Genomic DNA, 11,774 nt, shown 5'->3' with positions numbered 1-11,774 from the left:
CAGGCGCACAGCCTCAGACGTGGCGATGGCCACGGCTCACCGTCCGCCCGGAACTGCCGTGCGGACGAAACCAGCGCAGTCGCGCTGGCGATGCTTCAGGTTCGTGGAGGTCGGGCGGGCGGCTCGAAAGGCCGCGAAACATGATCGGCGTCGTCCCCGCCCAGCCCGAGTTGGACAACGATCGGCCGGACGAGCGTGACGAACGATGTCGGTTCGCTGGCGAAGCACTTGGCGAGGCAGAAGCTCAGCGCCGGGCAGTTGGTCGTGCAGTCCTTGGCCTTGCCCTGATCGGGCGGGCAGCACGGCATGGCGCCGTCCATCGGCATCGTCATTTCGATGGCATCCGAGCGACCGAAGCCCGCCGATGCCGGGCTGACGAAGGCAGCCAGGATCGTGGCCGCGACGAACAGGGCCAGAACGAGACAATGCGCAAGGAGCCGCAGCTTCATGCGGATGCATTGCCATGGCGGCGAAGTCCGCGAAAGCCCGGGTACTTCAAGACTTCGTCATCTTCGGTCCTTGGCACTCCAGAGGCACACGCCGAGCACGACATTGGCCACGGCCATCACCATGAGAGCCACATACGTCCAGTTCGAACCTGCCTTCTCGACAAGGAGAGCACCTGCCGTAGGCGCCACCGCCTGGGCGATTAGACTCGGCCTCGCGAGCCTTCCGACGAGAGGCGCATAACGACGGGCGCCGAACTCAGCGAGAGGCAACGTGCCTTTCGCGATGGAGAAGACGCCGTTCCCTGCCCCGTATAGGATCAGTGCCAAGGCAATCGGCGCCCCCCCGAACGCCAGCATCGCGAGCCCGAAGGCAATCAGCGCGAGGGCCGCACTCATCGTCCAGATCGGGTGGTGGCGGCCTCCGCCTGCCATTTCGACGATCCTGCCGCCAACCTGAGCCGGGCCGACAAGTGCTCCGAGCGCAACGGCCGCGGCCAAACCGATCCCCTGTGCCTGGAGCAGCGTCAGCAGATGGACACCGACGATCGCGGTAATGGCCCCGCCGATGATCATGATCCCGGACAGAAGTCGGAACGCGCCGCGCTCCGATGGCAGCAGGTCGCCCTTCGAACCACCGCCTCCGGCCTTCGCCTTCGGAAGCTCCGGCGGAGCCTTCGGAAGGGCCATCAGGACGATCGGAAGGGAAATCAGAAGCTGGATAGCGGCGTAGGCGAAGCAGGTTCCTCGCCATCCCAGATGAGCGACGAGGTAGGCCGATAACGGCCAGCAGACGGTACTGGCGAAGCCGCCCCATAGGGTCAGCATCGTAATCGCCGACCGTGCGGTGCCGCCGTAAAGACGCCCGAGCGTCGAAAACGCTGCATCGTACAGACCCGCGGCCATTCCACCTCCGAGAACGATCCAGCCGAGCACGAAGACCGACAAGTTAGGAGCTATGCCCAGGGTGAATTGGCCGACGGCCATGAGGAGGGCCGCCACCGCCAGGACCGGTCGCCCGCCCGTCTCGCCGATGGCGCGGCCGACATAGGGCGCGACGGCCCCGGCGGTGAGCAGTCCGATCGATAGCGCGCCGACGATCAAGGAAAGCGGCCACCCGGTATCGGCAGCAATGGGCGCTGCAAGAACGGCGGGGAGATAATAGGAGGAGCCCCAGGCTAGGATTTGCACCACGCCCAGGGCCGAGATGACGGTCAGCCGATCGCGATCGATCATGCAGCCTTGCCACAGCAGGAGGGCGTCGTCTGCGCGGGCTCGGGTGCCTCGGCGGGACCACAGCCGCATCCGGCCTTGCCGTCGGCCTTCGCTGCGGCGTCATCGGCGCAGCAAGCGCTCGCTTCGGCCGGTGCGGGACCTCCGCAGCAGTCGCTCGTAGGCGCTGCCTTGCAGACACCGGTTTCCGGCAGAACGAGCTTCACGTCATCGGCTGCCGCCAAATCGCCAGTGATCGCGGCCGCGACCGAGCGGACCTGCTCGTAACCGGTAATCATCAGGAACGTCGGCGCGCGCCCATAGCTCTTGATGCCGACGGTGTAGAAGCCCGGCTCCGGATGGGACACTTCGCGATGGCCATGCGGCGGTACGGATCCGCAGGAATGCAGGTTCGGGTCGATGAGCGGGCCAAGAGCCTTGACGCTTTCCAGCCAGGGGTCGAGCTCCAGCCGAAGCTCGCGCGTCAAAGCAAGGTCCGGCCTTTGGCCGGTGCAGGCGACAATACGGTCGACCGGACCGATGCTTCGCCCACCCTCTCGCGTTTCGCCGTGAACAATCAGCGCATCGCCGCTCTCGCGAATGCCCGTGACAGCGAAGCCCCTGATCAGCTCGATACGTCCGCTCTCGACGAGCCGCCGCAGGCGTGAGCCCAGATCCCCACGGGCGGCGAGCTGATCGTTGGCGCCGCCGCCGAAAACGCGCGAGAGGTCCATACCGCGCGTCGCCCAGATCGCCTTGGTTCCAGAGACATCGCCAGCAAGCTCCTCAAGGTCGAGCAGGACATTGGCCGCGGAGTGCCCCGCCCCCAGAACCAGCGTCGTGCGACCGGCATAGGTCGTGCGATCTCGGCCGAAGACGTCCGGGATGCCGTAGGCGATCCGATCGGCAAAAGCCTCTTCGCCGTCTGCCGGAAGGCCTCCGGCGCCAAGCGGGTTCGGGGAGGTCCACGTACCCGAAGCATCGATCACGGCCCGCGCCCGATCTCGCCGTGCGTGCCCGTCACGATCGATCACGCTCAGCAGGAACGGCCGCATCTCCCGGTCGCGGCTGACCACCTTGTCGACCCCCAGACGACCGATTGCCGTGACGCGGATGCCGTACTCAATGACGGGCACAAGTTGCGACGTCTGCGCGAGGGGCGCGAGATAGTTCTCCACGAGGTCGGCGCCCGTCGGATAGGTGTTCGGTTCGGGTTCGCGCCAGCCCGCCGTTGCGAGCAGTGACCGGGCTGCCGAATCCACGTTGAACTCCCACGGCGAGAAGAGGCTGACATGGCCCCAGTCCCGGAGGTTGCTTCCGACGGTTGGACCAATCTCGTAGACCTTCACCGCGACCCCGCGTTTCACGAGGTGGGCAGCAGCGGCCAGGCCTACTGGCCCGGCTCCGATGATCGCGACGGGGAGGTCCTTCATATCATTCTCCATTCTTTCTAGAAATATGGAATTACGGGCCAAATAAAGAGGCAGCTCAGGCGGCGTTGTCCGATGTCCGGACGCAGCCCTCCTCGATGCAGCACTCTTCCGCGAGGAAGCCGAGCAAGGCGTCCATCGCCGGATAGACGGCACGGCAAATCAGGGTCGTGGCTTGACGCTCTTGCGAGACGAGACCGTTCCGGATCAGACGCTGGAGATGATGCGACAAGGTCGATGCGGGAATATCGAGGCGCTCCTGGACCTGGTTGACCGGAAGGCCACCATGGCCAGCACGAACGAGCGTTCGATAGAGCTGTAGCCGGGTCGGATTCCCCAGGGCTTCAAGCTGCCTGGCTGCTTCTTCGATGTTCATAGAAATAGACTGCACCATGCCGCACTTAGCCGTCAACTCATAATTCCAAGAATATGGAAATACATTGATTGCCAGGCACTTTCCTGGATGACCCGATCCGGAAACGCAGCTATCTTCGTGGGCGCTATGAAGCTCGACTCTGTCCTCACTTGCCCCAAATGCGGCCATCAGGCGTCGGAAACGATGCCGACCGACGCCTGCCAATTCTTCTACGAGTGTACGGACTGCGGTAGCCTGCTCAGACCGAAAGAAGGCGATTGCTGCGTCTTCTGCTCCTACGGCGACGTGCCTTGCCCTCCGATCCAGGAGAGCCGCGCAAGTGGGGCCTCATCGTCATGTTGCAGTAGGTAGCGCCCGACCCTGATTTTTACTCGGCCGGATGCGCACGTGAGGCGGTCGCGCCGCGCTCGTACCAACCCTTCGATCGGTTCACGATCCAGACCACGGTTAGCATGACCGGCACCTCGATCAGGACGCCGACCACTGTCGCGAGCGCCGCTCCCGAGCTGAAGCCGAACAGGCTGATAGCCGCGGCGACGGCGAGTTCGAAGAAGTTCGAGGCGCCGATCAAAGCGGACGGCCCCGCGACGCAATGCTGCTCGCCGGCGATACGGTTCAGGAAGTAGGCCAGCCCGGCGTTCAGATAGACCTGGATCAGGATCGGCGCCGCCAGCAGCGCGATCACCATAGGCTGGGCGAGGATCTGCTCGCCCTGGAAGCCAAAGAGCAGGACGAGGGTGGCGAGCAACGCGACCAGGGAAACGGGCCCCAGGCGACCGAGCAGTCGATCAAGAGCGGCCTGTCCGCCATTCGCCAGCAGACGGCTGCGGACGAGCTGCGCGGCGATCACGGGAATGACGATGTAGAGGACGACCGAGAGGACGAGGGTTCCCCACGGCACGGTGATCGCGGAGAGGCCGAGAAGCAACCCGACGATCGGCGCGAAGGCGACCACCATGATGGCGTCGTTGAGCGCGACCTGGCTCAGCGTGAAATGCGGTTCGCCCTTCGTCAGGTTCGACCAGACGAAGACCATCGCCGTGCAGGGCGCGGCCGCGAGGATGATGAGACCGGCGATGTAGCTGTCGATCTGGTCGGCCGGGAGCCAGGGCCGGAACAGCCAGGCGATGAAGAACCAGCCGAGCGCCGCCATCGAGAACGGCTTCACCGCCCAGTTGATGAAGAGCGTGACGCCGATCCCGCGCCAGTGCCTGCCGACCTGTCCGAGCGCAGCGAAGTCGATCCGCAGCAGCATGGGGATGACCATCAGCCAGATCAGGACCGCGACCGGCAGGTTGACCTTGGCGATCTCGGCCGAGCCGATGGCCTGGAACACGCCCGGCATGACATGGCCGAGCGCGATGCCGACGACGATGCACAGCGCGACCCAAATGGTCAGATAGCGTTCGAAGGTGGACATGATGGCCTCAGAGCTGCGCGACAGGGCGGCCGGAGGCATCGACGACGAGCTCGCCGACCTCCTTGCGGAACTCGCCGAGCTGCGGCGGCAGGAGCGGCAGGACGACCTCGGACGGACGGCACAGCCGCACGCCCTTGGGAGACACAACGAGCGGCCGGTTGAGCAGGATAGGATGAGCCTCGATCGCATCGAGCAGGGCGTCGTCGGAAAGGCCGAGGTCGCCGAGACCGAGCTCGGCGAAAGGCGTACCCTTCTCACGCAGGATCGCGCGGACGGCTAGCCTGGCGCGATCGAGAAGCTGCTTCAGCAGCACGCGCGTCGGGGGCGTCTTCAGATATTCGATGACATGCGGCTCGATGCCCGCATTGCGGATCAGGCCAAGCGTGTTCCGGGAAGTCCCGCAGGCCGGGTTATGATAGATGACGACGTCCATCACGCGACCTCCGGGCGGTGGCCGCTCGCGCCTTCGAGACCACCGATCCGCCGGACCCGCTGCGCCAGCGCCATCTCGTCGAGGCTCGCCATGGGAAGCGACAGGAGCACGTTGATCCGGTTCCTGAGATAGCGGAGCGCCGTCACAAAGGCCCGCTCGCGTTCGATCTCGCTCCCCTGAATGCCGGATGGGTCTTCGATGCCCCAATGCGCCGTGATCGGCTGCCCCGGCCAATGCGGACAGGCCTCTCCCGCCGCCTGGTCGCAGACGGTTATCACGAAATCCATCACGGGCGCGTCTCCCTTCGCGAACACATCCCAGGTTTTCGAAGACAGCCCTTCGGTCGAAATGCCTTCAGCCGCGAGCACCTTGAGCGCCATCGGTTTCGGCCCGGGGCCACCTTCGCTGCCAGCGGAGAAGGCGCGGAAGCGCCCGTCCCCGAGATGGTTGAGCAAGGCCTCGGCCATGATCGACCGGGCGGAGTTGTGAGTGCAGAGGAACAGCACGTTGTGGACGCGATTAGGCATCGGTCGTGACCTTCGGTGGGCAACAGGGGCTGAGCTCGGCCATAAGCGGCGCGCAGATCTCAGGGCGGCCGCCGCAGCAGTCTTTGAGGAGGAAGGCGATGGTCGATCGAAGCGCATCGAGATCGGCCCGGTAAACGATCGATCGACTGAAGCGCTCCGAACGCACGAGCCCCGCCCGGCTGAGAATGCTCAAGTGGGACGACATCGTGTTGTGGGGAACGTCCAGGCGTCGCGCGACCTCACCGGCGGGCAGCCCTGCGGGCTCCGCAGTCACCAGCAAGCGGAAGACGTCGAGACGCGTGTTCTGCGCTAGCGCCGCCAGGGCGAGGATGACTTTCTCGTTTTCCATATGTCGAGACTTACCGACATTATTCCGGAAGTGCAAGGCCAGCTTCGGTTGAGTTTGGCGTGATCACGCTTGCCCGCGACGGCCTCTCCCCTGGACCTGCGCCGCCATGGAACTCCGCGATGAAAAATCGCGTTGCCGCTGGATGAATCAAACCATGGTGACGTCCGTGCCGCGAGACGCTTTCGATCTATTGAAGGCCTTCCAGGCAGCCCTGGTGTGTGGATGCGCCTTGCTGGGACCGGCAACAGCAAGTGCCCTGAGCGCGGACGAGGTCAACCGTGCTGGCCGCCCTATTGCGAAAAGCAAGGTGACGCGCCCCAGCGCGGCGATCGTCAAGGCTCAGGTCTTGTTGGCGCGTCAGGGTGTTTCTCCCGGGGAGATCGATGGACTGGATGGCGACAATTTCCGGAAGGCCATCGACCTATTCCGCCGCCGCGAAAATCTCGGAACCGGCGAGATCATCGACGCACCGACTTGGCAGATGCTCAAAGGAGATGTCAGCGCAGACATCGTCTCGGACTACGAGGTAACGAAGGAGGATATCAAAACCCGGTTCGTCAGGCGCATTCCTCACGATTACGCCCGCCAGGCTCGAATGAAGCGGCTCGGGTACAAGAATGCTCAGGAGATGTTCGCCGAACGCTTTCACATGAGCGAGGGCCTCCTCAGGGTGCTCAACCCGCGAACCCACTATCGGAAGCACGGTGAGGCAATTCACGTCGTCTCTGTCGGGCGGGCCCGACCTTCGGGCGAAACTCTGACGGTCGAGGCCGACAAGACCAACGGCATGGTTCGTGCGCTGGATGCGACGGGAAAGGTGATCGCGATGTATCCCGCAACCATCGGCAGCGAAGACACCCCGTCGCCCGAGGGCGAGTATCAGGTGGTGAGGATCGTGAAGAACCCGACCTATCACTACGACCCGGTTAAGAATTTCCAGCAAGGAAAGAACAAGCGTCGCCTGGTGCTTCCCGGAGGCCCCAACAATCCAGTCGGTACGGTCTGGATCGAGCTGTCGAAGCCGACCTTTGGCATTCATGGTACGCCAGAGCCTTCGAAGATCAGCAAGGCCTCATCGCATGGATGTGTCCGGCTCACGAATTGGGACGTCGAGGAACTGGCTCAGATTGTCAGGCCCGGGACGACCGTGCGCTTCATCGAGTAGCCGATGTCAACCACGCTCCGGCTTGCAAGCTTGACCGGGCCGGAGTCATCGTTCCGGGCTACGGGACGGTAGGGCGATGGCTGCGCGGGAGCACAACGACATCGAGATCCGTGAAGACGAAGAAGGTGTGGGCGCGATCATCTCCTTCCCGTTCGACGCCACACTCGTCGAACGTTTTCGGGAAGCCTTTCCGCAAGCTCGCTGGAGCGATCAGTTGTCTGCCTGGAGACTCCTGGGAACGACGGCGATGCTTCGCGCGGCGCGATGGCTCGATCGTGAACTGCCGAGTGCATTCTCCCTCGCTGACGAACGAGGTCGTGACTCCTTCTCGTTTGAGCCGATCGTCAGCGCTTATCTGAAAGCCGCCAGTGAAATGGTCGTGCGCACCCCATACTCGCGAACCGTTGTCGACGAGTTGCGCGCCGTGCCCTGGGCTTGGTGGAACGGCGAAGACAAGGCTTGGCACGTTCCATACAGATCAGTCGATGAACTTCGCAGCAGATGGCCGGTGATCGAAGCCGCCGCCGAACGCAGCGAGCCGGAAGCGCGAAGGCAACGGCGCGAGGCAGCCAAGTCCGCTGCCGAATACCAGGACATCAAGGCGACTGAAGCCGAGCGACGCCGCCGGCGCTATCCGGTCCTGGCGAGCGAGCTGCCGCCGCTCAACAGAGTGCTGATGTCACATGAGGGGCCGCTCGTCGTCCTTGAGGTAACCGGCGAGATCGTGCCCATGGAAACCGCCGCCCGGCATTATCCTTGGAGCTCTGGACAGCCAGACGATCTGGTCTGGGCTTTGTGGCGGCGTGCGACCCATGAGGAACTGGTCAAGACCTGGCCTGCGCGGCGCCCGACCACGCCGGACGCCTTCCTTCGCGGATGGTGGCAGCCCACGCTCGAGGAACTGCGTGCCGCCCGGCGAGCCGCGAGGTCCTTGGACCGTGCGCAGGAAACGCGCCGAACGAGCCGCTTAGCTCAGGAGTGATTTCGCACAACGAAGGAGACGCTGTCGGCAAGGCGTGCTTGACTCGCCATTCCGTTTGTTCTCTCTATGTTCTATCAATCGAGGACATACCGATGGCAGCAGTCGAGGCTTCCCGCCCGCCTGAACCAGACCCGTTTGCCGTTTCCGATGAGGAGGTCGATGCGGTCCTGGAGGAAGCCAGCGGAGATTCCCGGGAGGCGATCCGGATGGTCCTGCGGGATCTTGCCGTCATGGCGGCCGACGCCGATGCCGCTTCGTCACGCGGATTCTTGCGTGGTCGCTTTTCGGAAGGGCGACGCCGCCCTCGCGTCGTCGATGAGGCATGAGGCGTAAGGGTGAGCTGTCGTCCGCAGAAGTCGACCGTCGCTGGCCTCATCAGGTTGCCGTTGAGATCCCGCCGGGACATGGGTTCGGCATCGTACCGGCCACCGGACCGCTGTCATCGCTTGCTCCTCGTGGCCATGAGGTCGCGTACGACGGCAAGCGATATCGCGTCTTTTGCTTCTCGGACCCCGATCAGGCCTCGCGCTTCAAGGACATCATGGGCGGGATCGACTTCGATCCTCGAGATCGCGGTCGCGGAACCTATTGGGGAACATGGTACCGAGGTCGCGGAGCCGCGCGCGATGCCAAGCATCGGCGATCCTGACGCGCCCCTATCATCCGACATGGTAGGGTCGAGCGAATCACTGTCCAGCAGATCCTCATGAACGCCGTCGCCCCAATCAGCTATCTCGACACGCTCAATCCGGCGCAGCGGCGCGCTGTCGTCCACGGCGTCGGATCGGTAGCGGCCTCCCCGCTCCTGGTCATCGCGGGCGCCGGATCCGGTAAGACCAACACGTTGGCACATCGGGTCGCGCACCTGCTGGTCAGCGGCGCGGATCCACGACGCATCCTGTTGATGACCTTCTCGCGCCGCGCGGCCTCGGAGATGTCGAAGCGCGTCGAGCGGATCGCGCGGAAGGTTCTCGGCGATGGCGCCGGAGTCCTGAGCGACGCCCTCACCTGGGCGGGCACCTTCCACGGCATCGGCGCCCGGCTTCTACGCGACTGCGCCGATCAGCTCGGCCTAGACCCGGCCTTCACCATCCATGATCGCGAGGATTCCGCCGATCAGATGAACCTCGTCCGGCACGAGCTCGGTTTCTCGAAAACGGAAGCGCGCTTCCCGACGAAGGGCACTTGCCTGGCGATCTATTCGCGCTGCGTGAACGCGGAAGCGCCGATCGAGGAAGTCCTCGGCCGGTCTTATCCCTGGTGCGTCGCCTGGGCGGCGGAACTGAAGGACCTCTTCGCCGCATATGTCGAGGCCAAGCAGAACCAGAACGTCCTCGATTACGACGACCTGCTTCTCTACTGGGCGCAGGCGATGACCGACCCGGACATCGCTGCGGATGTGGGCTCGCGCTTCGACCATGTGATGGTCGACGAGTACCAGGACACAAACCGCCTCCAGTCCTCGATCCTCCTGGCCCTCAAGCCCGATGGCCGGGGACTGACGGTCGTTGGCGACGACGCGCAGTCGATCTATTCGTTCCGCGCCGCGACGGTGCGCAACATCCTCGACTTCCCCACCGCGTTCTCGCCTCCCGCCGAGGTCGTCACCCTCGACCAGAACTACCGCTCGACCGAAGCCATCCTGTCGGCTGCGAACGCGGTGATCGATTTGGCCACGGAACGCTTTACCAAGAACCTCTGGACGGACCGCGCCAGCGGGTCCCCTCCGCAGCTCGTGCATGTTCGGGACGAGGCCGACCAGGCACGCTTCATCGCCGAGAAGGTGCTTGAGAACCGCGAGGGCGGCTCGACCCTGAAGCAGCAGGCGGTCCTGTTTCGGGCGTCGCATCACAGCGGGCCCCTTGAGATCGAACTGACCCGTCGTAACATTCCGTTCGTGAAGTTCGGAGGGCTAAAGTTCCTCGATAGCGCCCATATCAAGGACCTGCTGGCGGTGCTCCGGTTTGTGGAGAATCCGCGTGATCGCGTCGCAGGTTTCCGCGTGCTGCAACTTCTCCCAGGCGTCGGGCCGACTTCAGCTCAACGCGTCCTCGATCACCTCGCGCAGGCGGCCGCTCCGATCGAAGCGCTGGTGAACGCCCCTGCCCCACAGCGCGCCGGCGAAGACTGGCCCGGGTTCATCGCCGCAGTCGTCGAGATCCGCTCGGGCAGCGCTGGCTGGCCCGGTGAGATCGAGCGCGCCCGCCGCTGGTACGAGCCGCATCTCGAACGCATCCACGAGGACGCATCCACGCGACAGGCCGATCTCGTGCAGTTGGAGCAGATCGCCAGTGGGTATCCCTCCCGGGAGCGCTTCCTGACCGAGCTTACGTTGGATCCGCCGGATGCCACGAGCGACCAGGCCGGGGTACCGCACCTCGATGAGGATTATCTGATCCTTTCGACGATACATTCGGCCAAGGGACAGGAATGGAAGTCCGTCTTCGTCTTGAACACCGTCGACGGCTGCCTTCCGATCGATCTGGGGACCGGGTCGAGGGACGAGATCGAGGAGGAGCGGCGCCTGCTCTATGTTGCAATGACGCGAGCGAAGGACGACCTGCATCTCATGGTGCCGCAGCGCTTCTTCACGTCCGGCCAATCGGGGACCGGAGACCGTCACGTCTACGCCAACCGAACGCGCTTCATCCCGAATGGCTTGCTCGGTCATTTCGAGCGGATCGCCTGGCCGGTCGTCTCAGAGGCGGAATCCGGCCGCGCACAGAGCGGCGGCGCCAAGATCGATGTACGGGCCAAGATGCGCGGGATGTGGCGATGATCGGTCAGGCCGATGCCTGGCCTCATCATATCGAGATCGAAGTTCCCCGGGCCGGGTTCGACATGAAGCTTCGCGCCGTCGAAACATGGCTGGCAGAGTGGGAAATCCCTTACCGCATTGGCTCCTCGCTCGGCCCAGTCGGACGGATGCGGATCTGCTTCACCGAGGAGAAATTCGTCCGCGCATTCCGCCACTATCACGGTGGGCGGATCATTCCCGCGGATGAAGTCGCTACGTCCCTTGCCGCCGATGCCGATGATGATGCCTTCTATGACCGCGCGGCGACCGAATACCCTGACTAGAACTGGCAGCCGGAAGAATTCTACCGACGTCGCTTTCCGATCGGACCGCCAATTGCGGGGCCTCGGGGCGCCCTTAGATCACAGTCGTTTTCCAGCTATTCGGGAGGAAGGAGTGCCATTTTCATCACTCACTGATCCAGTCGATCTGGCGCGCGCTCAAGCTGCGTTGGAGGAAGCTTGGCGGACCATCAAGCCGAATGTTGATGAAGGGGAGCGTGAGCGAGAACGCACCCGTCTGGCTTACATCGTCGCTTCGTTCGCCATCATCGCGAACGACGAGGATGACCTGGTCGAAAGAGCGCTCCGGCGATACCGCGAAGGCTAACCGAGATCTCCAGCGATACTGCGCTCAG

The 11,774-nt window shown here is 64.0% G+C and carries 15 protein-coding genes; 7 read left to right on the top strand and 8 right to left on the bottom strand.

The features are described from left to right. Positions 1-95 precede the first annotated feature (95 nt). From AC1RLU_RS16215 to AC1RLU_RS16200, 4 genes are read right to left on the bottom strand one after another with little or no spacing between them, the layout of a single operon-like run. On the bottom strand, positions 96-449 hold the full coding sequence (locus AC1RLU_RS16215; protein ID WP_492796756.1) for a hypothetical protein: 354 nt from the start codon (positions 447-449) through the stop codon (positions 96-98). Positions 450-506: 57 nt separating this feature from the next. After that, positions 507-1,682 (bottom strand): MFS transporter, encoded by a 1,176-nt coding sequence (locus tag AC1RLU_RS16210; protein WP_492796754.1) that lies wholly within the window; start codon positions 1,680-1,682, stop codon positions 507-509. Beyond that, positions 1,679-3,091: an NAD(P)-binding protein gene (locus AC1RLU_RS16205; protein WP_492796752.1), complete on the bottom strand. Its 1,413-nt coding sequence runs from the start codon at positions 3,089-3,091 to the stop codon at positions 1,679-1,681. Before AC1RLU_RS16205 ends, AC1RLU_RS16210 begins: the two co-directional genes overlap by 4 nt. Positions 3,092-3,146: 55 nt before the next feature. Next, positions 3,147-3,464, bottom strand: a complete 318-nt coding sequence (locus AC1RLU_RS16200) for an ArsR/SmtB family transcription factor (RefSeq protein WP_492796961.1) — start codon at positions 3,462-3,464, stop codon at positions 3,147-3,149. A gap of 126 nt (positions 3,465-3,590) precedes the next feature. Between AC1RLU_RS16200 and AC1RLU_RS16195 the strand changes: the two genes are divergently transcribed. Then, positions 3,591-3,815 (top strand): GDCCVxC domain-containing (seleno)protein, encoded by a 225-nt coding sequence (locus tag AC1RLU_RS16195; protein ID WP_492796751.1) that lies wholly within the window; start codon positions 3,591-3,593, stop codon positions 3,813-3,815. A gap of 16 nt (positions 3,816-3,831) precedes the next feature. Here the strand turns inward: AC1RLU_RS16195 and arsB are convergent, their stop codons facing one another. The 4 genes from arsB to AC1RLU_RS16175 are packed head-to-tail and all read right to left on the bottom strand — an operon-like array spanning position 3,832 to position 6,193. Beyond that, positions 3,832-4,884 carry an ACR3 family arsenite efflux transporter gene (arsB, locus tag AC1RLU_RS16190; RefSeq protein ID WP_492796749.1) on the bottom strand — a complete coding sequence of 351 codons (1,053 nt, stop codon included), beginning with the start codon at positions 4,882-4,884 and terminating at the stop codon, positions 3,832-3,834. Positions 4,885-4,891: 7 nt separating this feature from the next. Beyond that, entirely contained in the window at positions 4,892-5,317 is a 426-nt protein-coding gene (gene arsC / locus AC1RLU_RS16185; RefSeq protein WP_492796747.1) for an arsenate reductase (glutaredoxin), read from the bottom strand. Next, the gene (locus AC1RLU_RS16180) at positions 5,317-5,844 is read right to left on the bottom strand and encodes an arsenate reductase ArsC (protein WP_492796745.1); all 528 of its coding nucleotides are present in this window, start codon (positions 5,842-5,844) and stop codon (positions 5,317-5,319) included. Before AC1RLU_RS16180 ends, arsC begins: the two co-directional genes overlap by 1 nt. Further along, on the bottom strand, positions 5,837-6,193 hold the full coding sequence (locus AC1RLU_RS16175) for an ArsR/SmtB family transcription factor (RefSeq protein ID WP_492796744.1): 357 nt from the start codon (positions 6,191-6,193) through the stop codon (positions 5,837-5,839). Before AC1RLU_RS16175 ends, AC1RLU_RS16180 begins: the two co-directional genes overlap by 8 nt. Before the next feature lie 106 nt (positions 6,194-6,299). Here AC1RLU_RS16175 and AC1RLU_RS16170 point away from each other — a divergent pair, with 106 nt between their 5' ends. The 6 genes from AC1RLU_RS16170 to AC1RLU_RS16145 all read left to right on the top strand — a co-directional run bounded on the left by AC1RLU_RS16170 (position 6,300) and on the right by AC1RLU_RS16145 (position 11,746). Continuing rightward, positions 6,300-7,358, top strand: a complete 1,059-nt coding sequence (locus AC1RLU_RS16170; RefSeq protein WP_492796742.1) for a L,D-transpeptidase — start codon at positions 6,300-6,302, stop codon at positions 7,356-7,358. Between the two features lie 76 nt (positions 7,359-7,434). After that, on the top strand, positions 7,435-8,340 hold the full coding sequence (locus AC1RLU_RS16165; protein WP_492796740.1) for a hypothetical protein: 906 nt from the start codon (positions 7,435-7,437) through the stop codon (positions 8,338-8,340). A gap of 92 nt (positions 8,341-8,432) precedes the next feature. Further along, positions 8,433-8,666, top strand: coding sequence for a hypothetical protein (locus tag AC1RLU_RS16160; protein WP_492796739.1), 234 nt, complete (start codon positions 8,433-8,435; stop codon positions 8,664-8,666). Between the two features lie 380 nt (positions 8,667-9,046). Then, complete coding sequence (locus AC1RLU_RS16155; RefSeq protein WP_492796737.1) at positions 9,047-11,119, top strand: ATP-dependent helicase; 2,073 nt, start codon at positions 9,047-9,049, stop codon at positions 11,117-11,119. Further along, positions 11,116-11,421, top strand: coding sequence for a hypothetical protein (locus AC1RLU_RS16150; RefSeq protein ID WP_492796736.1), 306 nt, complete (start codon positions 11,116-11,118; stop codon positions 11,419-11,421). Before AC1RLU_RS16155 ends, AC1RLU_RS16150 begins: the two co-directional genes overlap by 4 nt. 112 nt (positions 11,422-11,533) lie before the next feature. Continuing rightward, complete coding sequence (locus tag AC1RLU_RS16145; protein ID WP_492796734.1) at positions 11,534-11,746, top strand: hypothetical protein; 213 nt, start codon at positions 11,534-11,536, stop codon at positions 11,744-11,746. Positions 11,747-11,774 lie beyond the last annotated feature (28 nt).

The organism is Allobosea sp. GW822-FHT05A11 (assembly GCF_058800455.1).
This window is presented reverse-complemented; position numbering and strand designations above follow the sequence as displayed.